The 20397-nt window shown below is 71.5% G+C and carries 22 protein-coding genes; 10 read left to right on the top strand and 12 right to left on the bottom strand.

Annotation, left to right across the window (positions count from 1 at the left end; translation table 11 throughout):
• Positions 1-733 precede the first annotated feature (733 nt).
• Together D0Z08_RS20525 and D0Z08_RS20530 are read right to left on the bottom strand one after the other, a co-directional pair.
• A complete protein-coding gene (locus tag D0Z08_RS20525) occupies positions 734-1876 on the bottom strand; it encodes a class I SAM-dependent RNA methyltransferase (protein ID WP_118927140.1) in 1143 nt (380 codons plus the stop codon).
• On the bottom strand, positions 1873-3909 hold the full coding sequence (locus D0Z08_RS20530) for an APC family permease (protein WP_245994216.1): 2037 nt from the start codon (positions 3907-3909) through the stop codon (positions 1873-1875). Before D0Z08_RS20530 ends, D0Z08_RS20525 begins: the two co-directional genes overlap by 4 nt.
• Before the next feature lie 97 nt (positions 3910-4006).
• Here D0Z08_RS20530 and D0Z08_RS20535 point away from each other — a divergent pair, with 97 nt between their 5' ends.
• Together D0Z08_RS20535 and D0Z08_RS20540 are read left to right on the top strand one after the other, a co-directional pair.
• Positions 4007-4657 (top strand): potassium channel family protein, encoded by a 651-nt coding sequence (locus D0Z08_RS20535; protein WP_425454069.1) that lies wholly within the window; start codon positions 4007-4009, stop codon positions 4655-4657.
• A 12-nt stretch (positions 4658-4669) separates the two neighbouring features.
• The gene (locus tag D0Z08_RS20540) at positions 4670-5341 is read left to right on the top strand and encodes a potassium channel family protein (RefSeq protein WP_118927143.1); all 672 of its coding nucleotides are present in this window, start codon (positions 4670-4672) and stop codon (positions 5339-5341) included.
• A gap of 3 nt (positions 5342-5344) precedes the next feature.
• Here D0Z08_RS20540 and D0Z08_RS20545 read toward each other — a convergent pair whose 3' ends face one another.
• From D0Z08_RS20545 to dut, 4 genes are read right to left on the bottom strand one after another with little or no spacing between them, the layout of a single operon-like run.
• Positions 5345-6115, bottom strand: coding sequence for a DUF3159 domain-containing protein (locus tag D0Z08_RS20545; protein ID WP_245994218.1), 771 nt, complete (start codon positions 6113-6115; stop codon positions 5345-5347).
• Positions 6112-6471 carry an OB-fold nucleic acid binding domain-containing protein gene (locus tag D0Z08_RS20550; RefSeq protein WP_118927144.1) on the bottom strand — a complete coding sequence of 120 codons (360 nt, stop codon included), beginning with the start codon at positions 6469-6471 and terminating at the stop codon, positions 6112-6114. The genes D0Z08_RS20545 and D0Z08_RS20550 overlap by 4 nt, the downstream gene beginning before the upstream one ends.
• A 5-nt stretch (positions 6472-6476) precedes the next feature.
• Positions 6477-7193, bottom strand: a complete 717-nt coding sequence (locus tag D0Z08_RS20555) for a DUF3710 domain-containing protein (RefSeq protein ID WP_118927145.1) — start codon at positions 7191-7193, stop codon at positions 6477-6479.
• Complete coding sequence (dut, locus tag D0Z08_RS20560; RefSeq protein WP_118927146.1) at positions 7190-7681, bottom strand: dUTP diphosphatase; 492 nt, start codon at positions 7679-7681, stop codon at positions 7190-7192. The genes D0Z08_RS20555 and dut overlap by 4 nt, the downstream gene beginning before the upstream one ends.
• 51 nt (positions 7682-7732) lie before the next feature.
• On the opposite strand from dut, the gene D0Z08_RS20565 reads away from it, so the two are divergent.
• Together D0Z08_RS20565 and D0Z08_RS20570 are read left to right on the top strand one after the other, a co-directional pair.
• Positions 7733-8194, top strand: a complete 462-nt coding sequence (locus tag D0Z08_RS20565) for a DUF3093 domain-containing protein (RefSeq protein ID WP_118927147.1) — start codon at positions 7733-7735, stop codon at positions 8192-8194.
• A 35-nt stretch (positions 8195-8229) separates the two neighbouring features.
• A complete protein-coding gene (locus D0Z08_RS20570; protein ID WP_118927148.1) occupies positions 8230-8523 on the top strand; it encodes a DUF4235 domain-containing protein in 294 nt (97 codons plus the stop codon).
• 3 nt (positions 8524-8526) lie between these two features.
• Here the strand turns inward: D0Z08_RS20570 and D0Z08_RS20575 are convergent, their stop codons facing one another.
• The 3 genes from D0Z08_RS20575 to D0Z08_RS20585 all read right to left on the bottom strand — a co-directional run bounded on the left by D0Z08_RS20575 (position 8527) and on the right by D0Z08_RS20585 (position 10795).
• Positions 8527-8817 carry a DUF4193 domain-containing protein gene (locus D0Z08_RS20575; RefSeq protein WP_118927149.1) on the bottom strand — a complete coding sequence of 97 codons (291 nt, stop codon included), beginning with the start codon at positions 8815-8817 and terminating at the stop codon, positions 8527-8529.
• A gap of 146 nt (positions 8818-8963) precedes the next feature.
• Positions 8964-9776 carry an inositol monophosphatase family protein gene (locus tag D0Z08_RS20580; protein WP_118927150.1) on the bottom strand — a complete coding sequence of 271 codons (813 nt, stop codon included), beginning with the start codon at positions 9774-9776 and terminating at the stop codon, positions 8964-8966.
• A complete protein-coding gene (locus D0Z08_RS20585) occupies positions 9773-10795 on the bottom strand; it encodes a ferrochelatase (protein WP_245994220.1) in 1023 nt (340 codons plus the stop codon). The genes D0Z08_RS20580 and D0Z08_RS20585 overlap by 4 nt, the downstream gene beginning before the upstream one ends.
• A gap of 32 nt (positions 10796-10827) precedes the next feature.
• On the opposite strand from D0Z08_RS20585, the gene D0Z08_RS20590 reads away from it, so the two are divergent.
• The 4 genes from D0Z08_RS20590 to D0Z08_RS20605 all read left to right on the top strand — a co-directional run bounded on the left by D0Z08_RS20590 (position 10828) and on the right by D0Z08_RS20605 (position 15667).
• Entirely contained in the window at positions 10828-12063 is a 1236-nt protein-coding gene (locus D0Z08_RS20590) for an MFS transporter (protein ID WP_182481409.1), read from the top strand.
• A gap of 3 nt (positions 12064-12066) precedes the next feature.
• On the top strand, positions 12067-12459 hold the full coding sequence (locus D0Z08_RS20595) for a YchJ family protein (protein WP_118927152.1): 393 nt from the start codon (positions 12067-12069) through the stop codon (positions 12457-12459).
• A 150-nt stretch (positions 12460-12609) separates the two neighbouring features.
• Positions 12610-13527, top strand: a complete 918-nt coding sequence (gene sepH / locus D0Z08_RS20600) for a septation protein SepH (protein WP_118927153.1) — start codon at positions 12610-12612, stop codon at positions 13525-13527.
• Positions 13528-13597: 70 nt separating this feature from the next.
• The gene (locus D0Z08_RS20605; RefSeq protein WP_118927154.1) at positions 13598-15667 is read left to right on the top strand and encodes an SDR family oxidoreductase; all 2070 of its coding nucleotides are present in this window, start codon (positions 13598-13600) and stop codon (positions 15665-15667) included.
• Between the two features lie 4 nt (positions 15668-15671).
• Here D0Z08_RS20605 and D0Z08_RS20610 read toward each other — a convergent pair whose 3' ends face one another.
• Together D0Z08_RS20610 and D0Z08_RS20615 are read right to left on the bottom strand one after the other, a co-directional pair.
• Entirely contained in the window at positions 15672-16505 is an 834-nt protein-coding gene (locus D0Z08_RS20610; RefSeq protein WP_245994222.1) for a sulfurtransferase, read from the bottom strand.
• Positions 16502-16891, bottom strand: coding sequence for a universal stress protein (locus D0Z08_RS20615; protein WP_118927252.1), 390 nt, complete (start codon positions 16889-16891; stop codon positions 16502-16504). Before D0Z08_RS20615 ends, D0Z08_RS20610 begins: the two co-directional genes overlap by 4 nt.
• Before the next feature lie 125 nt (positions 16892-17016).
• On the opposite strand from D0Z08_RS20615, the gene D0Z08_RS20620 reads away from it, so the two are divergent.
• Together D0Z08_RS20620 and D0Z08_RS20625 are read left to right on the top strand one after the other, a co-directional pair.
• A complete protein-coding gene (locus tag D0Z08_RS20620; protein WP_118927155.1) occupies positions 17017-17424 on the top strand; it encodes a YciI family protein in 408 nt (135 codons plus the stop codon).
• A gap of 2 nt (positions 17425-17426) precedes the next feature.
• Positions 17427-18587 (top strand): RNA polymerase sigma factor, encoded by a 1161-nt coding sequence (locus D0Z08_RS20625; RefSeq protein WP_245994224.1) that lies wholly within the window; start codon positions 17427-17429, stop codon positions 18585-18587.
• 9 nt (positions 18588-18596) lie between these two features.
• On the opposite strand, the gene D0Z08_RS20630 is transcribed toward D0Z08_RS20625, so the two are convergent.
• Entirely contained in the window at positions 18597-20300 is a 1704-nt protein-coding gene (locus D0Z08_RS20630) for a branched-chain amino acid ABC transporter substrate-binding protein (protein WP_118927156.1), read from the bottom strand.
• Positions 20301-20397 lie beyond the last annotated feature (97 nt).

The raw sequence follows: 20397 nt of genomic DNA on the forward strand, positions 1-20397 counted from the left end.
GGCGGCAATCACGTCCATTCGTTCCTTCGCGTTCTTCAATGGAAGCCCCTGCGTGGTGCTCGATGGTCTGGTTGGCACCGCCACCGTCACCACGCAGGGCCCTCCGTCGGTTACGACACGACGCGAAGGGTGGGGACTTCTATCTGGCCACCAGTGGGGACCTCGACTTGGCCACCAGTGGGGACTTTTTCATGGCCACGGACATCGCCGCCCGGACCTACCGCGACCGGGCACGAGCCACCCGTCGGGTCGCGGACCGGACGATCAACGATGCGATGGTCACCAACCAGGTCCGGGACCTGGCCTGGACCGTCACCTTCGCCGAACCAGACTCCGGTGTAGGCGAGCAACAGCAAGCAGCCACCCCGAGGTGTCCGTGCAAGGTATCCACGACCGAGTCGGGGCGCAGGGAAATGGCTTTCCAACTCTCAAGAGGCCCGGGAAAGACCTGGCATGCCCTCCGGCAGAGATGCTTGAGTCCGGTACCTAGCCGACGCGGACCCGCTGCCTCCGAGAGAAACCGCGCTGACCGGCCTCGTGGATCACAACTGGCCCCGGAGGCCACCGACGCTCCGCGCCCGCGTATAGGCGATTCTGCGCGCTCTCACGACTCGCCACGCGCGCGGGATCCCAACGCGAAGTCGGGAGCTCTGTGCGCAAAGCGAGCCTAAAGCGAGCCATCAGGCGCCACCAGTCGGATTGGCGGAGGCCAGCCGCGTCATCGCGACTCGCATCACCGCAGGTCAGACCCGGTTTTCTCCAGGAGCGCGACGCACTCGACGTGGTGCGTCATCGGGAACAGGTCGAACGCCCGCAGGCTCACCAGCCGGTAGCCGTGCTCGCCGAAGATCGCGACGTCCCGGGCGAGCGCGGCGGGGTCGCAGGCGACGTACGCGACGGCCCGCGGGCGCCGGTCGACCACCTGCTCGACGACCTTCCGCTTGGCGCCGACGCGGGGCGGGTCGAGCACGACCAGGTCGAACGGCTCGTCGTACTCCGTCGCCAGCACGGCACCGACGTCGCCGGCGGTCGCCCGGAGGCCAGGGCAGTTGCGCCGCGCCAGTCGTACGGCGGCCGCGTCCCCCTCGACCGCGCAGACCCGGCCGCCCGCATGCCCGGCGCCGACGGCGTCGAGCAGGAACCGGCTGAAGAGGCCGACCCCCGCGTAGAGGTCGAGCGCCGCCTCTCCCGGTCGCGGCGCGAGCGCCTCGAGCACGGCGCCCACCAGCGCCTCCGGCGCGCCGGGGTGGACCTGCCAGAAGCCCCCGTCGGCGACCGCGAACGACGTGCCCCGCACCTCGTAGGACGGGCCCACCGCGGACTCCAGCAGGCACTCGTCCACGGGCACCACCTCGTGCGAGCGGTGCTTGCGCATCCCGCGTCCGCCGTCCGGCAGCGTGACGTAGCGCTGTCGGGTCCGCCACCCCAGCCCCTCCTGGTCCCCGGGCACCGGCTCGACCGTGACCTCGACGTCCAGCCGGGCCAGCCGGCGCAGCTGCTCGCGCACGACCTCGGCCTTCAGCCCGCGCTGCGCGGCCAGGGACACGTGCTGGAAGTCGCAGCCGCCGCACAGCCCCGGCCCGGCGTACGGGCACGGCGGAGCCACCCGGTCGGGCGACGGGGAGACGATCTCGACCGCGTCGCCGCGCCAGAACCGGTCACCCTCGGTGCCCTCGGTGATCTCGACGACGACCCGCTCCCCTGGCAGCGCGTGCCGCACGAAGACGACGCGGGTCTCGTCGCCGGCCGAGCCAGTCGGGACCCGCGCCACGCAGTGGCCGCCGTGGGCGACCGGCCCCACCTCCGCCTCGAACCGCTCGCCGACGTGGGACCGCCCCCGCTGCTGCCGGGCCCGCGGGCGGCGTGGCGGGCTCACTGGACCTGACGGTCCTTGTCCTCGGTGCGGCCGCGGCGCAGGTCACCGGGCCGGACCCGGGCCTCCTCGCGCTCCTCCCGCTCGCGGGCGAGCTGCGAGGAGCGGAGCTGGTAGGGCACGGAGGTGACCATCACGCCGGGCGTGAACAGCAGTCGCCCCTTGAGCCGCAGCGCGGTCTGGTTGTGGAGCAGCTGCTCCCACCAGCGGCCGACGACGTACTCCGGGATGTAGACGGCGACGACCGATCGCGGGTTGGCGCCGCGGATGGCGGAGGCGTACTCGACGATCGGCTTGACGACCTCGCGGTACGGCGAGTGCAGGACCTTGAGCGGGACGCCCAGGTTGCGCTCGTCCCACTCCTCCATCAGCCGCGCCGTCTCGGCGTTGTCGACCGAGACGTAGACGCCTTCCAGCGAGTTCGGCCGGGTCGCCTTGGCAAAGGCCAGCGCACGCAGGGTCGGCTTGTGCAGCTTGGAGACCAGCACCAGCGCGTGGACGCGGGTGGGCAGGGCCTTGTCGGTCTCGTCGGCGGCGAGCTCGATCTCGACGGAGTTGTAGTGCCCCTTGATCCCGCGCATGACCACGAAGAAGAAGCCCATCGCCAGGATGGTGATCCACGCACCGGCGAGGAACTTCGTGATCAGTACGACGACGAGCACGACCGCGGTGAAGGTGAGGCCGATCGCGTTGATCGCCCGCGCGTTGAACATCCGGCGCCGTTCGGCGGGGTCCCGCTCGCTCGCCAGCGCCCGGGTCCAGTGCCGGATCATGCCGAGCTGGCTCAGGTTGAAGGACACGAAGACGCCGACGATGTAGAGCTGGATCAGCTTCGTGGTCTCCGCGCCGAAAGCCACGATGAACGCGATCGCCAATACCGCGAGGAACACGATGCCGTTGCTGTAGGCGAGCCGGTCACCCCGGGAGCCGAGTGCCCGCGGCGCATAGCCGTCCTTGGCGAGGATCGAGCCAAGCACGGGGAACCCGTTGAAAGCGGTGTTGGCGGCGAGCACGAGGATCACGCCGGTGACGGTGACGACGAAGTAGAAGCCGGGGCTGAAGTCGATGAAGACCGCGCGGGCGATCTGGGCGATCACCGTGTGCTGGTCGTAGTCCTCCGGCAGCGCCTCGCCGTTGCGGGTGAGCTTGTGGATGTCGTGCGGGTCGACGTACTTCAGGCCCATCTGCCTGGCCAGCACGATGACGCTCACCATCATCGTGATCGCGATCATGCCGAGCAGCAGCAGCGTGGTCGCGGCGTTCTTGCTCTTCGGCCGCTGGAACGCCGGCACCCCGTTGGAGATCGCCTCGACGCCGGTGAGCGCGGCACAGCCGGACGAGAACGCCCGCGCCAGCAGGAAGAGCAGGCCGATCGTGGTCAGCGGCTGCTCCCAGCCCTCGTCGGCCGCGATCTCGAGGCTCGCACTCTCGACGTCCGGCAGCGTCCCGGTGGCCATCTGGATGAACGCGTAGAGGCACATGCCGAGGATCGCGAACATGAACAGGTAGGTCGGGACCGCGAAGAACGAGCCGGACTCGCGGATGCCCCGCAGGTTCATCGCGGTCAGCAGGACCACCATCACGACCGCGACGATCACCTCGTGGTCGAGGAACGCCGGGATCGCCGCGGCGGCGTACTGCGCGCCCGACGAGATCGACACCGCCACGGTGAGCACGTAGTCGATGAGCAGTGCGCTCGCGACCGTGGTGCCCGCCGTACGGCCGAGGTTGACGGTGGCGACCTCGTAGTCGCCGCCGCCGGACGGATAGGCGTGCACGGTCTGCCGGTACGACGCGATCACCGCCGCCATCACCAGCGCGACAGCGATCGCGATCTTCCACGACCAGACGTACGCCGACGCGCCCGCGATGGCCAGCATGATGAAGACCTCGTCCGGGGCGTAGGCCACCGACGACAAGGCGTCGCTCGCGAACACCGGGAGCGCGATCCGCTTGGGTAGCAGCGTCTCGCCGAGCTGCGCGCTCCGAAGCTTGCGTCCCAGCAGGATCCGCTTAGAGACGTCGCCGACACCCACGGGCGACAACGTTAGGGCATCAACTCGCTCGCGACGCCTGTGCCGTGCCCCACAGCTCGGATCGCTGCTATAGCGTTCCACTGTGCACGTCGTGATCATGGGCTGTGGCCGCGTCGGGTCGACGCTCGCCCGCAGCCTCGAGGACCGCAACCACACGGTGGCCGTCATCGACAGCGAGCCGGACGCGTTCCGCAGGCTCGGGCCCGGCTTCAACGGCGACAAGGTCGCCGGCATGGGCTTCGACCAGCAGGTGCTGGAGAAGGCCGGGATCCGGCGGGCCGACGCGTTCGCCGCAGTGTCGAGCGGCGACAACTCCAACATCATCGCGGCACGAGTGGCGCGCGAGACGTTCGGCATCCAGCAGGTCGTGGCCCGGATCTACGACCCGGGGCGCGCCGAGGTCTACCAGCGGCTCGGCATCACCACGGTGGCCACCGTGAAGTGGACCGCCGACCAGGTGCTGCGCCGGCTCCTGCCCGCGGGCGCCGAGCCCGACTTCCGGGACCCGTCCGGCACCGTCCGGATGGACCACATGATGGTGCCCGAGAAGTGGGTGGGCTCCACCGTCGGCTCGTTCCAGGAGCAGGCCCGGGCCCGCGTGGCCTGGATCGACCGCCTCGGCGAGGGCATGCTGCCGACCCGCGACAGCGTCGTCCAGGAGGGCGACCTGCTGCACGTCGTCGTCCGCGAGGAGCACGCCGCGCACGCCTACGACATGCTCGATGCCGGACCCGAGCACGGGGACTGAGGAGGGACTGCCATGCGTGTCGCCATTGCGGGTGCCGGCGCCGTCGGACGGTCGATCGCCGTCGAGCTGATCGAGAACGGCCACGAGGTGCTGCTCATCGACAAGTCCCCCAGCTCCATCCACCCCGAGCGGGTCCCGGACGCGGAGTGGCTCCTCGCCGACAGCTGCGAGCTGTCGTCGCTCGAGGAGGCGCGGCTCGACAAGTGCGACGTCGTGATCGCCGCGACCGGTGACGACAAGGCCAACCTGGTCACCGCGCTCCTCGCCAAGACCGAGTTCGGGGTGCCGCGCACCGTCGGCCGGGTCAACCACCCCAACAACGAGTGGCTCTTCACCGAGGCGTGGGGGGTCGACGTCAACGTGTCGACCCCGCGGATCATGTCCGCGCTGGTCGAGGAGGCGGTCACCGTCGGCGACCTGGTGCGGCTGTTCACGTTCCGCCAGGGCAACGCCAACCTGGTCGAGATGACCCTGCCCGCGGACTCGCCGTACGTCGGCAAGGCCTCCGGCCTGATCCCGCTCCCCGAGAACTGCGCGCTGGTCACCATCCTCCGCGACAGCCAGGTCTACGTGCCGACCCCCGAGCAGCCGGTGGAGGCAGGCGACGAGCTGCTGTTCGTCGTACCGGCCGAGGCCGAGGACGCCCTCGAGCGCCTGCTGGCGCCCACCAACCACCCGGGGTAGGACTCAGGCCGACTCGGCCTCGGCCTCGGCCTCGATCGGCGTCGCATTGCGGGCGAGCAGCCAGATCATCAGCGCCCACGACCCGATCCGCAGCGCCCAGCCGAGACCGGTGCGGAGCACCAGGATGGTCACCACCGCGACGTCCGGATCGATCCTGTCGTAGTGGCCGAGGAGCCACACCGGGCCCTGCCCGAGGACACCGATCGCACCCGGGATCAGCATCACCCAGGTGAGCCGGCTGCAGAGCTTCACCACCTGTGGGTTCTTGTGCCAGCCGATGGGGTCCTCGGTCGCGGCGCCGAGCATGAACCCGAGCACCGGCCACCCCGCCAGGCAGGAGGCGCCGAACACGATGGTGTAGCCAAGGCTCAGCAAGATGCCCGGGAGGAAGAACGCCAGCGCCTGGTCGGACTCCGACCCGCCCGACGACTCGGCCAGTCGGACGAACACCCACCCGATGCCGATCCCGAAGATCGCGTTGAAGACGTACTGCGTCGAGCTGCGCTGCACCAGCCGTACGACGAGGGCGAGCCCCGCCACCGCCAGGCTCGCGATCAACGCGATCTGGAGCTCCTTCGTCGGCAGCCAGACCGCGCTGAACACCACCCCGGGGATGGCCGCCTCGAGCATGCCGCGCTTGCCGCCGAGGGAGGAGGCGAGCTGGTGCCGCACCAGCGCCTCGACGGTGTCGACGCCGATCTTCTTGGCCGCCTCGGTCGTGAGCGAGTGGTCCTCGTCCTCCGGTGCCGCCACCTGGTGGTCCTCCGCGTTCACAGGAGCTCGTACCGCGGGTTGTAGAGGATCCGCTCGCCGTCGTGCTCGCCGATCCGTCCCGACACCTCGATCGCGCGGCCGGGGCCGATGCCGGCGATCCGCCGGCGACCGAGCCAGATCAGGGTGAGGGTGGCCGTGCCGTCGTACAGCTCGGCCTCGAGGGCCGGCACGCCCCCGCGGGGCCGGAGCGTCACCGTGCGCACCGTGCCGCGCAGCTTGACCGGTGTCCGGCTCGGCGCGTCCGCGATCGCCACGACGTCGCTGCCCGCGAAGGTCTTCCTGAGGTCGCGCGCCTCAGCCTCGGCAGGACTCGCCCACCGACTGATCGTGCGCCGGATCCGGCTCTTGGTGGCCACGGGGCTCAGGCTCCCGGTGGGGCTTCCTGCGCGGCAGCGGCGGCCGCGGCCTCCTGCTGCTCGGCCTGTGCCTGGCGGATCTCCTCGGGGAGCGTGAGCGGCAGCTGCTCCCCCACGGGCATCGCCTGCGCACCGCGGCGTACGGCGACGGAGGTCACCGCGCGGTGCCACTCGACGAGCGCCTCCGGGTCGCGCGCAGGCTTCCCGAGGAACGTCGCCCGCAGCAGCCATCGCGGCCCGTTGAAGCCGACGACGCGCGAGGTCTGGTTGCCGACCTTGCCGTCGGCGGTCTTGACCTGCACCTCGCAGAACAGCTCGGTGCCGAACGGCCCGTCCTGCTCGGTCGCGGTGCCGCCGCGGCGGGCCGCGTCCGCCGCGATCTGCGGCCGCACCTCGCTCCACAGGTCGCCGTTGCGCGGGGCGGCGTACGCACGCAGCTCGACCGCGCCGTCCTTGCCGGCGAGCACGACGGACCGGACGGTGCCGGACTTCTCATCGATCTGGACCCGAAGGTCACGGCCCTCGACCGGAGCGACGAGGAGCGCACCGAGGTCGATCCGGGTCACGCCGTCGTCGGGGAGCTCGTCGGCGTCGTAGGGGCCTGCCTCCGCCTCCGCGGCTGCCTCGGACTGCGGGTCGACAGAGTCGCCCACGACCTCGTCGACCGCCACCTCGGGTGTTGCGTCGGGATCGTTCGCGTCGGGCTTGCGACGGAACCTCACTGGCTGCTCTCCTTCACCTGCTGATCCGGGGGGCCGAAGCCTCCAGTAGAACCGTAGCCGCCGGTGCCACGGACGCTCTCGGGAAGGTCCTCAACTGCGACGAACCGGGCGCGCTCGAAGCGCTGGACGACCAGCTGCGCGATCCGGTCTCCACGGCTGAGCACGATCGGCTCGACCGGGTCGTGGTTGATGAGGAGCACCTTGATCTCGCCGCGGTAGCCCGCGTCGATGGTGCCCGGCGTGTTCACGATCGAGAGCCCGTGCCGGGCGGCGAGGCCGCTGCGCGGATGGACGAGGGCAACGTAGCCGTCCGGAAGGGCGATCGCGATCCCGGTCGGCACGAGCATCCGCTCGCCGGGCGTGAGCACGACGTCGACGGTCGTGACCAGGTCGGCGCCGGCGTCGCCCGGGTGGGCGTAGCCGGGCAGCGGCAGGTCGGGATCGAGGAGGGAGACCGGGATCTCCAGGTCGTGGTCGTCAACAGGCACGGACAGACCCTATAGAGGACCGTCCGTCCCCCAGATGGGATCCTTCTCCCCGTGACCAGCGGCCCGGATTACGACGAGCGCCTCGCCGTACCCCTGCGCTGGTGGGCGCAGGGCACGATGCTCGTCGCCACCTTGTGGCTGACGGTGGTCGTCGCCGTCCCCGGGCCGACGGCCTGGGTCGTGACGGCGGTCGCGCTGGTGCTGCTGGCGCTCGCGCTCTTCTGGTACGGCGACGCCCGGGTGATCGTGCGCGACGGCTGGTTCCAGGCCGGCCGGGCGCGGATCGAGGCCGAGCACGTCGGCGAGGTCGCGGCGCTGGATGTCGAGCAGACCCGCCTGGTCGCGGGCCGCGACGCCGACGTCCGGGCCTACCTGCTGCTCCGGCCCTACCTCCACCGGGCGGTCAAGGTCGAGATCGTCGACCCGGCCGACCCCACGCCGTACTGGCTGGTCAGCTCGCGCCACCCCGAGGCGTTGGCGGACGCGCTGACCGCGCTGCCCCGGACCAGGTAGGGCTACGCGGAGCATCGACTCGATAGGGTCGCCCCATGGCTAAGGGCGACGGTTCCAAGTTGTGGTCGATGTTCTCGCTGGCGGCGGCGCTCGGTGGAGCCGCAGCAGCGCGCAAGGCGATCGACAAGTCCTGGCAGATCAGCACCGGCAAGAAGCCGCCGGAGAACCCCGCCGACCCCGACGTCGACATCTGGGAGGCCGTCGCGTGGGCCGCGACGACCGGTGCAGCCGTGGCGCTGGCCAAGATGTACGCCCAGCGGCGGGCCGCCGGCTACTACGTCAAGTCGACCGGCACGCTTCCGCCGCCGCTCCGCAAGGACGGCCAGTAGTCGTCAGGCGCAGTCGCGGCAGATCATCTTCTTGGCGTCCGCGAGCTGCGAACGGTGGTGCACCAGGAAGCAGCTCATGCAGGTGAACTCGTCCTCCTGCTTGGGCTTCACCTCGACCGCCAGCTCCTCGTGCGACAGGTCAGCACCGGGCAGTTCGAACGACTCGGCGGCCTCGGCCTCGTCCTCGTCCACCTTGCCGGAGTTCTTGTCGTGGCGGCGCGCCTTGAGCTCTTCGATGCTCTCCTCGGACTGCTCGTCCTCGTTCTTGCGCGGTGCGTCGTAATCGGTCGCCATGACGCTCACTCCCTTCGGTCGCCGTCGATCGGTCCTCCCCGCCCCGGACCGGCGAAGTACTGATCGGCGCGGCAGATTGTGCACCATCCCGGTGCCCAGCGATACCTCGGGGTGGGCGAGTCTTCGGAACAGTGCGAGGACGCAGGCTATTCCCCGGTAAAACCTGACCTTCGCGCGAGGTCGACGAGCTCGTCGAAGCCGTGATCCGGACCACACACCACCAGGTCCGTCCCGCCTGCGCCGGGGAGTACGACGAGGCGTGCTCCGGCCAGTCGCGCGACCAGTCCACCGGCGGCGAAGTCCCAGAGGTTCACCCCCTCCTCGACGTAGCCGTCGAGCGCTCCCTCCGCCACGTGGCAGAGCTCCAGGGCACAGGAGCCGTGCCGCCGGATGTCGCGCACCAGCGGGAGCATCCGGGCCGTGGCGGCGGCCTGGACAGCGCGTTTCTCGGCGCTGTAGGAGAACCCGGTGGCGATCAGCCGCTGCGCGACCGGGGCCGGGCCGCGGACCGCGAGCGGCGTGCCGTCGCGGGTCGCCGAGCCGCCGCCGGGCAGCGCGGGATCGACGTAGCCCTGGTAGGCGCGGTCGTTGGCCGCGTCGAGCACGACGCCGGCGACGACCTCCCCGTCGACCTCGGCCGCGATGGACACCGCGAACTCCTGCAGGCCGTAGAGGAAGTTCACCGTCCCGTCGATGGGGTCGACGATCCAGCGCACGCCGGTGGAGCCGACCACGTCGTCGCCCTCCTCGCCGAGCACCGAGTCGTCGGGACGCGCCGTCAGCAGCCGGTCCCGGATCAGGTCCTCGGCCGCCCGGTCGGCCAGGGTGACGATGTCGACGTCGCTGGACTTGGTGGCCGCGACGTCGACCCCGCGGGCGCCGTACTCCCGGATCAGGGTGGCCGCCTCCCGCGCGACCCGCATCGCCAGGTCGCCGAGCTCCTGCGGAAGGACGCTCATGCCTTCGTCCGCGGCAGGCAGCAGTGCGCGGGGCAGGCCTCGATCGGCCTGGTCAGCGCCAGCTCGCGCAGGGCCGCCACGAACCGCGGGTCGACGCCCGCGGTGCCGGCCCGGCGAGCCTCGATGCCCACCTTCGCGGCCGTGGCCATGGCCTCGGTGTCGAGGTCGTAGACCACCTCCATGTGGTCGGACACGAACCCCACCGGGATCAGCACGACCGCCCCGACCCCGTCGGCCGCCAGCTCCTCGAGCCGGTCGTTGACGTCGGGCTCCAGCCAGGGCGTGTGCGGCGAGCCGCTGCGGGAGCAGAAGACCAGCTCGTGCGCGCGATCACGCCCGGTCGCCAGCGCCACCCACTCGGCGACGACGGCCGCGACCTCGAGGTGCTGGGCGAGGTAGGCGCCTCCGTCCGGACCGCTCTCGTCGTTCATCGCGGTCGGGATGGAGTGGGTGACGAACAACAGCCGGGCATCGTCCCGCAGCTCTGCCGGCAGCTCCTCGATCGCCTCCACCGTGCGGTCGACGACCGCGGCGACGAACCCCGGGTGGAAGGCGAACCACCGGACCTTGTCGATCTGCGGAGCGCCGGGCACCTCGGCCACGGCGGCCTCGATGTTGTCGAGGTACTGACGACAGCTCGACCACGAGGAGTACGCGCTGGTCGCGATGCACGCGACCCGGCGCCGGCCGTCGGCCGCCATCTGCCGCACCGTGTCGACGAGGTACGGCGCCCAGTTGCGGTTGCCCCAGTAGACCGGCAGGTCGATCCCGGCAGCCGCGAGGTCCGTCTCGAGCGCGGCGATGAGCGCCTGGTTCTGGTCGTTGATCGGCGACTTCCCGCCGAAAAGGAAGTAGTGCTGCCCCACCTCGGCCAGCCGCTCCCGCGGAATGCCGCGGCCGCGGGTCACGTTCTCGAGGAACGGTACGACGTCCTCCGGCCCCTCGGGCCCGCCGAAGCTCAGCAACAACAATGCGTCGTACGACTGCGCTGTCAGGGCCGAAGGTTGGGGATTCGTCACTCGACCATCGTAGGGAGGAGCATCAGGGCGTCATGTTCGCGTCTGCTCTCGCCCCCTACCGCCGGATCTTCACGCCGACCACCGCGCTCTTCAGCCTCACCGGTCTGGTCGCCCGGCTGCCCATCTCGATGGTGGGTCTCGGCATCGTCCTGCTGGCCGAGCACGAGACCGGTTCCTACGCCTTCGCCGGCGCGGTCTCCGCGGTCGCGCTCGTCGCCAACGCAAGCTTCGCGGTGGTCCAGGGCCGCCTGCTCGACCGACTGGGACAGGCCCGGGTGCTGCCGGCGGCGATCACGCTGTGGGGTCTCGCGCTGGCCGGCGCGATGCTTTCGCTCAGCGCCGACTGGCCGGTCTGGACGACGTACGTCCTGGCCGCGGTCGCCGGCGCGACCCTGCCCTCGGTCGGCACCTGCGTGCGGGCCCGCTGGGCCCACCGGCTGAAGGACAACCCGTCCGGCCTCCACACCGCGTTCTCGTTCGAGGCGGTCGCCGACGAGACCGTCTTCCTGCTCGGCCCGATCATCGTGACGATGCTCGCCACGGCGGTGCACCCGTACGCCGGGCTCGGCGCCGCGATGGCGTTCGGCCTCGTCGGCACCTATGTTTTCGCCGGCCTCCGCTCGACCGAGCCGCCGGTGCACCCGACGACGACCTCCGGCGGCGAGCGCCCGGCCATGCCGTGGCCCGCGATCGGACCGCTGACCCTGCTGACCTTCGCGCTGGGCGTGCTGTTCGGCGCGGCCGAGGTCACGACGGTCGCGTTCGCCGAGGAGGAGGGCCAGCAGGGTGCCGCGGGCTTCCTGCTGGCGGTGTGGGCGTTCGGAAGCCTCCTCGCCGGCCTGGTCTCCGGCGCCATCACCTGGCGGCAGGGCCCCCTGGGACGGCTGCGGTGGGGAGCGCTCGGCATGGCGGTCGCGACGGCACCGCTGGCGCTGGTGCCCTCGATCCCGGTGATGGGACTGGTGCTGCTGGTCGGCGGTGTGGCGATCTCGCCGACGCTGATCGCCGCGATGTCGCTCGCCGAGCGGGCGCTTCCGCCGACCCGGCTGAGCGAGGGCATGATGCTGCTCCAGACCGGGGTCGCCCTCGGGCTGGCGCCCGGCGCGGCACTCGCCGGCCTGGTGATCGAGGAGGCCGGCGCGTCGGCGTCGTACCTCGTCGCCTTCGGCGGCGGCCTGCTCGCCCTCACCGCCGCCCTCGCCACTCGGGTGCCCGCCGCCGGTCGGTCCGAGGCCGAGGTCGGCGACGTCCAGCGCAACCTGGCGTAGCCCGTGCCCCAGCCACGGACCTGTCCCTGCGCGTCGGGGTCGACGTACGCCGACTGCTGCGGACCGCTGCACCGCGGTGCCCGCGAGGCGATGACGGCCGAGGAGCTGATGCGGTCGCGCTACAGCGCCTTCGCGCTGCACGAGGCGACGTACCTCCTCCGGACCTGGCACCCGGCCACCCGGCCACCGACGATCGACTTCGACCCCGGACTCAGCTGGGTCGGGCTGGACATCGTGGCGACCGAGGCCGGCGGACCGGACGACGTCAACGGGGTCGTGGAGTTCCGGGCCCACCACCGGATCGGCGGCGAGCCGGGCGTGCTCCACGAGGTGAGCAGGTTCCGCCGCCAGGACGGCAGCTGGCGCTACGTCCGCGGCCGGATCATCGAGTCGTAGCGGATCGGGCCACCCCCCGGATATCGACTTATCGGCACGCCGTGCGCGGTCCCGATTCCGGTGGGCGCGCGGGCGTAGTCTCGGCGCACCGGAGTACATCCACCCACGACAGCACGGCGGGCCCGGCCCACGGGTCCGGAAGGACGGAGCATGGCGCACCTCGATCTCGCAGGAGTCAGCGCCGACGGCCGTCGGCTGCTCCTGGTGGGTCGGCAGGGCGAGGAGTTCACCCTCGAGATCACCCCTGCCCTGCGTGCCGCGCTCCGCGGTGAGACCACCCGCATCGGCCAGTTGGAGATCCAGATGACGAGCACCCTCCGCCCCCGCGAGATCCAGACCCGGATCCGAGCCGGTGAGACGCCCGAGGCTGTGGCCGCGGCGGCGCAGACCACCGTCGAGGCGATCATGCCGTTCGTCGGTCCGGTGCTGGGCGAGCGCGAGCACGTCGCGGCGCGGGCCCAGAAGTCCTCCCTGCGTCGCCCCGCCGGCGACGCTGGATCCGGCACCCGGGCCCTCGGCGAGGCGGTCAGCTCCCATCTCTCCACCCAGCAGGCCAAGGCCGACGACGTCTCCTGGGACGCCTTCCGTCGCGACGACGGGCGCTGGGAGATCGCCGGCACCTACGAGACCAAGCAGCGCTCGGGCGTCGCGCGGTTCACCTTCGACGCCCCCGGCAACTACGTCACGGCCGACAACGACGACGCCCGCTGGCTGGTCGGTGGCCTGGTCGCCGACGCGGTGACCGCGACCCAGCTCGACGACCTCCAGCAGGTGCGGCAGCGCCGGCTGGCCGTGGTCGCACCCGACGAGCTGCCCCTCGGCGACGACGCGCTCGACATGGTCTCCGGAGAGGCGGCCGAGGCGATGGTCGAGGCGCCCGCGCTGCGTCCGACGTACGACGACCCCCTGCGCGACACCTCTGCGGACCGCGGTCCCGACGCTGCAGCGGCGGCGGCTGAAGCGGCTGCCGTCGAGGCGGCCAAGCATCGCCGTCCGGTCGCCAAGAAGCGCGGGCGGGCCTCGGTGCCCAGCTGGGACGAGATCATGTTCGGCGGCGGCGACCAGTAGCACCCTGAAGTTCTGAGACGCTGGCCGGATCGCTGGCAACCGCACCCCCGGATCGGCGTACTCTGCCCGCATGGCTTACTTCGTGACCGGAGCCACCGGCTTCATCGGTCGTTTCCTCGTCAGCGAGCTGGTCGACCACCGCGATGGGCCGGTCTTCGTGCTCTGTCGCGCGTCGTCCCTCCCCCGGCTGGAGACGATGATCCAGCAGTGGACGCACGGCTCGGGGTCCTCCCGGGTCGTCCCTGTCGTCGGTGACCTCGGTCAGCCCGGCCTCGGCGTCGACCCGGAGTGGGTCGCCGAGCACGCCGGCAAGATCGACCACTTCTTCCACCTCGCGGCGATCTACGACATGACCGCCGACGATGCGACCAACGACGCGATGAACGTCCAGGGCACCCGCTACGCGCTCGAGCTGGCCGACGGGCTCCAGGCCGGCTGCTTCCACCAGGTGTCGTCGGTCGCCGCCGCCGGCGACTACCACGGTCGCTTCGACGAGACGATGTTCGACGAGGGCCAGCCGCTGCCGTCGCCGTACCACCGGACGAAGTACGAGTCGGAGAAGATCGTCCGCGAGGAGTCGACCATCTCGTGGCGCGTATACCGCCCGGCCATCGTCGTCGGTGACTCCCAGACGGGCGCGATGGACAAGATCGACGGCCCCTACTACTTCTTCCCGCTCATCAAGCGGATGCGCGACAACCTGCCGTCCTGGCTCCCGCTCGTCGGCGTCGACCTCGGCGACACCAACCTGGTGCCCGTCGACTACGTCGCCAAGGCGATGGACCACCTCGCGCACCTGCCCGACCGCGACGGCGAGGCGTTCCACCTGGTCAACCCCGAGCCGCAGCCGGTGGTCGACATGATCAACTCGTTCTGCTCCGCCGCCGGCGCACCCCGGTTCGCCACCCCGATCGACCGCAACGTGACCGCGGGCGCCACCGGGCTCCTGCCCCGGGCGCTGCGACCGAGCAGCCTGTTCAGCGCCGTGGTCCGCACCGCTCCGGCGCACCTCCTGCTCGACCAGACGCTCGGTCGGCTCGGCATCCCGGCCGAGGTCGTCGGCCACACGTCGTTCCCCTCCGTCTTCGACTCGAAGGCGACGGAGAAGGCGCTGGCCGGCAGCGGGATCGCGGTCCCCGACCTCGAGTCCTACGCCCGCACCCTGTGGGGCTACTGGGAGGAGAACCTCGACGACACCACCGGCCGCGACAAGCGCACCCGGTCGGCGCTCAAGGGCAAGCACGTCGTCATCACCGGCGCCTCCTCCGGTATCGGCAAGGTGACCGCGCTCAAGGTCGCCCAAGCCGGCGGCATCCCCGTGCTCGTCGCCCGCGGCAAGGACAAGCTCGAGGAGACGAAGGCGTTCATCGAGCTCCGTGGCGGGCAGGCCTACGCGTTCCCGTGCGACCTGTCCGACCTGCGGGCCATCGACGACCTCTGCGCACGGCTGTCGACCGAGCTGCCGTCGGTCGACTTCCTCGTCAACAACGCCGGCCGGTCGATCCGGCGCTCGCTACGGCTCTCGCACGACCGGTTCCACGACTTCGAGCGCACCATGCAGCTCAACTACTTCGGCGCGATCCGGCTGATCATCGGCCTGATGCCGAAGCTCCACCAGCAGAAGTCCGGCCACATCGTGAACATCTCCTCGATCGGCGTGCAGACCAACCCGCCGCGGTTCTCGGCGTACGTCGCCTCGAAGGCCGCGCTGGACGCCTGGAGCAACGTGGTGGCCTCCGAGGTCGTCGGCCACGGGATCTCGTTCACCAACATCCACATGCCGCTGGTGCGGACGCCGATGATCGCGCCGACCAAGATGTACGACAAGTTCCCGACCCTCTCCCCCGCCCAGGCCGCCGACCTGGTGATCAAGGCGATGGTGGAGAAGCCGCACGAGATCAACACCTTCGCCGGCAACGCGGGCGCGGTCGCGCACACGTTCGCCCCCAAGGCGGCGTTCCGGATCCTCAACCTCGCCTACCAGGTGTTCCCCGACAGCGCGGCGGCCAAGGCCAAGGCAGGACCGTCGGAGGCCGAGCCGGCCGTCGCCGCCGTACCTCCGGCCGTGGCCGAGACCGAAGGCGGCCGGGAGTCCGAGCAGATTCTGATGGCCCGGCTGTTCCCCGGCGTCCACTGGTAGCAGCTCAGCCGGTCTCGACCGGGCGGCTCGGGTCGGTGATCCACTCGCTCCAGCTGCCCGGGTAGAGCGCGGCGGTGACGCCGGCGACCTCGAGCGCCAGCACGTCGTGGGCGGCCGTGACGCCGGAGCCGCAGTACGCCGCGACGGATGCCCCGGCGGTCGCCCCGACCGCGGCGTAGAGCTCACGGAGCTCACCCGCGGACCGGAACGTCCCGTCGTCGGTGAGGTTCAGCGCCGTCGGCACGTTGACGGCGCCCGGGATGCGGCCCGCCACCGGGTCGATCGGCTCGGTCTCGCCACGGAAGCGCACCGCGGCCCGCGCATCGATGAGCACCCCGACCCACCGGGCTTCGTCGGCCGTGACGACCGGCATCGCGCCCGGTGCCGCGACGAACGTCCCCGGCTCGACGACCGGGCCGGCGCCGGTCTCGACCGGCTGCCCGGCCGCGGTCCACGCCGACCAGCCGCCGTCGAGCACCCGCACGTCTTCGTGGCCGTGGAACCGGAGCAGCCACCAGCAGCGGGCGGCCGCGTGACCGGCCCAGTCGTCGTAGACGACCACCGGGCGGTCGGCCGACACGCCCGCGGCCCGCATCGCCGCCTCGAAGACCGCGGTCTCCGGCAACGGGTGCCGGCCACCGGCACCCGCTGGGGCGGCCAGGGCAGTGTCCATGTCGACGTACGACGCGCCCGGCACGTGCCCGGCGGCGTACTCCTCCGGCCCCGCGGGCCCGCCACCCATCCGGTAGCGGACGTCGAGGAACGACGCCGAGCCGAGCAGCAGCCCGGCAGCCTCGTCGACGCCGACCAGCGGGCCGACGAGGGAGCCGGCGCTCAATGCCGCCCCGTGCGCGGCTTGACCGTCAGCACCGGGCACGGCGCGTCGAGCAGGACCCGCTGTGCGTTGGAGCCGAGGATCAGCTTGCCGACCGGCGAGCGGCGCCGCAGCCCGATCACGATCAGGTCGGCACCGACCTCCTCGGCGACGTCGACCAGCTCGTCGGAGGCGTCGTGCCCGCGCTCGAGCACCCGCAGGTCGTGCTCCAGGCCCGACTCCACGAGCGCGGCCCGGACCTCGGCGACGTACGGCGGCTCCGGATCGTGGTCGGGGAGGCTGTGGACCACCACCAACCGTGCGTCACGGCGCTGCGCCTCGTCGATCCCGGCCAGCAGGGCGGCGTCGCCCTCCGGCTTCGGGACGTACCCGGTCACCACGGTCGCCATGGTCAGCACCCTAGTTGGTCGGCCCAGGAAAGTATTTCCGGAAGAGATGTCGAGACCCGCGTCCCCGCTCCGTCTCCTTCCCGAGGACGGCCAGAATGGGCCCTACGACACCAAGGAGAGACACGATGGCCAAGTACCTGCTGCTGAAGCACTACCGAGGCGCCCCGGACGCGGTCAACAACATCCCGATGGACCAGTGGACCCCCGAGGAGATCTCGGACCACATGCAGTACATGCGCGACTTCGCGACCCGCCTCGAGAGCACCGGGGAGTACGTCGACGGGCAGGCACTCTCGCCCGAGGGCACCTTTGTCCGGTACGACGGGGAGGGACGGCCGCCGGTCACCGACGGTCCGTTCGCGGAGACCAAGGACCTGATCGCCGGCTGGATGGTGATCGACGTCGACAGCTACGACCGGGCGCTCGAGCTGGCCGGCGAGCTGTCGGCCGCCCCGGGCGCGGGGGGCAAGCCGATCCACGAGTGGCTCGAGCTCCGGCCGTTCATGGCAGAGCCGCCCACCGTGACGGAGTGACCGTGGCGGACCCAGTCGTGGACGACACCCTGCTGCGGTCCCTCACCCCTGCCGTCATCGGCATCCTCGTCCGCCGCGGAGCAGACTTCGCGGCGGCCGAGGACGCCGTGCAGGAGAGCCTGCTCGAGGCGCTGCGGGTGTGGCCGGACGACCCGCCCCGTGACCCGAAGCCCTGGCTGGTCAAGGTCGCGTGGCGGAAGTTCATCGACGCCACGCGGGCCGACGCGTCGCGGCGCCGCCGCGAGGAGCGCGTGGAAGCCGAGCCTGCGCCGGGTGCGGGCGCTGCGGCCGACGACACCCTGCAGCTCTACTTCCTCTGCGCCCACCCGTCGCTGACCCCGGCCTCCGCTGTCGCCCTGACCCTGCGCGCCGTCGGGGGCCTGACCACCCGGCAGATCGCCGACGCCTACCTGGTGCCCGAGGCGACGATGGGACAGCGGATCAGCCGGGCCAAGCGCACCGTCGCGAACGTCCGGTTCGACCAGACGGGCGACGTCGCCACGGTCGTCCGCGTGCTCTACCTGGTCTTCAACGAGGGCTACTCCGGAGACATCGACCTGGCCGCCGAGGCCATCCGGATCACCCGGGAGCTCGCGACGCGGATCGACCACCCCGAGGTCTCCGGCCTGCTGGCGCTGATGCTCCTGCACCATGCCCGCCGGCCCGCCCGGACCCGCGCCGACGGGAGCCTGGTGCCGCTCGCCGAGCAGGATCGCAGCCGGTGGGACACCCGCCTCATCGCCGAGGGCGTCGAGATCCTGCAACAGGCGCTCGCCCGCGACCAGCTCGGCGAGTTCCAGGCGCAGGCGGCCATCGCGGCCCTCCATGCCGACGCCCAGACCGCGGACGAGACCGACTGGGTCCAGATCGTGGAGTGGTACGACGAGCTCGTGCGGATCACCGACAGCCCCATCGCCCGCCTCAACCGGGCGGTCGCGATCGGCGAGGCCGACGGGGCGCGCGCCGGCCTGGCTGCACTGGCCCGGCTCGACAGTGCGCTCCCCCGCTACACCGCCGTCTCGGCGTACCTCCACGAACGCGACGGCGACCCGGCGACGGCCGCGCGCCTCTACGCCGACGCCGCAGCCGCGGCCGCCAACCTCGCCGAGCGGGACCACCTGACCCGCCAGGCCGCCCGACTCAATGCGACCCTGCGCGGCTGAGGCGGGCGGTCACCCGACCTTCTCGAACGGCGCCGCCTCGATGTGGGCGTACTGGAACACGTCGTCGGGGATGCCGGGCGCTGCCGGCTCGGCGTCGCTCCGGACCAGCGTGATCCGCAACGTCTCGCCCTCGAGCGAGTAGCGGTACTCGTAGGAGGCGTATCCGGTCTCCTCGAAGAAGATCCGGTCGCCCTCGACCGAGAAGGTGCCTCCCTGCGCTGGCTGCTCGGGGCCGCCGTCGACGCTCACGAGCGCCTGCCAGGTGCTGCCGTGGAGCTCGAGTGTGCTGGCCAGGTGCTCCTCGGCGTCGTTGGCCTCGAACACGAAACGCGCGGCTCGGCGGCCCCACTCGGCGGCGACCATGTCCTCGGTGACCTCACCACCCTTCCAGGTGCCCTCGATCGGGCTGACCGCGCCCGGTTCCTCCGACTCCTCCGGCACCGCCGACTCCGTGGGCGGATCCGGCGGATCGGTGATCTCAGGCCCGGTGGTCGGCTCGATGACGGCCGGCTCGATGACGTGGTCGAAGGCGATCTCGCCCTCGACCACGGCATAGCCGCCGTACGCCGTCAGCGTGGTGTCGCCGTACGCGTCGATGCTGTAGGTCCCGAGCACCGACTCCCGGTCCGTGGTCGCGAAGACCGCGTCCACGACGGCGGCCCGGCCGGACTCGTCCGCGGCCGCGGCGTCCCCGGCGCGGTCGATGGCGTCGAGGACCAGGCTCATCGCCTCGTAGCCGTAGATCGCGAATGGCTCGGGATCGCGCCCGTGCAGCTCGCTGAAGTCCCGGTAGAAGCGCTGGCCCGCCTCCGGATAGGAAAGCTTGTCGAGAGTCGGGTTGGTGATGAAGACCCGGACCTGGATCTCCTCGTCGATCGCCTCGGCGAACGCGAGCTCGGCGCAGCCGTCCGGGAAGAACATCCGGAGCTCCGGCAGGGCCTGGCCGAGGTCGTTGGCGATCTCCGTCGCACCGTCCTGGGTGAGGCCGGCGAAGAGGAGGCAGTCCGGCTCTGCCGCCACGACCTCGTCGGACGTGCGGGCCCCGAGGCTGGTCCTCCCCAGGATGTCGATGCCGGCCTCGGCGGCACTGGCCTCGACCGCGTCGGCCAGTCCCAGACCGTAGATCTCGTCGTGGTGCACGATGAACACGTCGGTGCACTCCCGGGTCGTCATCTCGGCGACCAGCGCCCCCGCCTGCACGTGGTCGGCCGGCACCACGCGGGCATAGGTCCGCTCGCCCGACGGGTAGTACACGTCGGGCTCTTCAGGCTCGGCAGCTCGAGTCAGCCCGAGGTAGGTGTTGCTCGGCGACACCTGCAGGATGCCGGCGTTGTTGAGGATCGGGACCGAGGCCGCGGACGCACCCGAGTTGAAGTCCCCCAGGTAGGCGATCGTGGTCGGGTCCTTCCCTGCCTGCCACGCGTTGGCGGCGGCCAGCTCCGGGGTCCAGAAGCCCAGCTCGGGGTCGGCGTCGTCGAGCGAGACGTAGTTGATGTCGTAGCCGCCCGCACGGCCCTCGCGCTCCTCCAGCGCCAGCTCGAAGGCACGCACGATGTCCTCGGACTGCGGCTTGGAGTCGCCCTGCAGCGGCAGGCTCGAGTAGATCGTGAGCTCGCCCCGGTCCTCCGGCGGCTCGGCCGCGTCGTCCGAGCCACAGGCAGCGAGGACACTCGCCGCGACGACGCCGATGACACCCGCGACCAGCCTGCTCATCCGATTGTCCCGCCTCGAGGGTTCCCACCCCTGTTCGGAGGCTACTGCTCGCCACCAGGGATCCGGAACCGCTTCGGCGAACCTCGCCCTGTGGAGG

It is taken from the genome of Nocardioides immobilis (assembly GCF_003515065.1).
GTDB classification, from domain to species: domain Bacteria; phylum Actinomycetota; class Actinomycetes; order Propionibacteriales; family Nocardioidaceae; genus Nocardioides; species Nocardioides immobilis.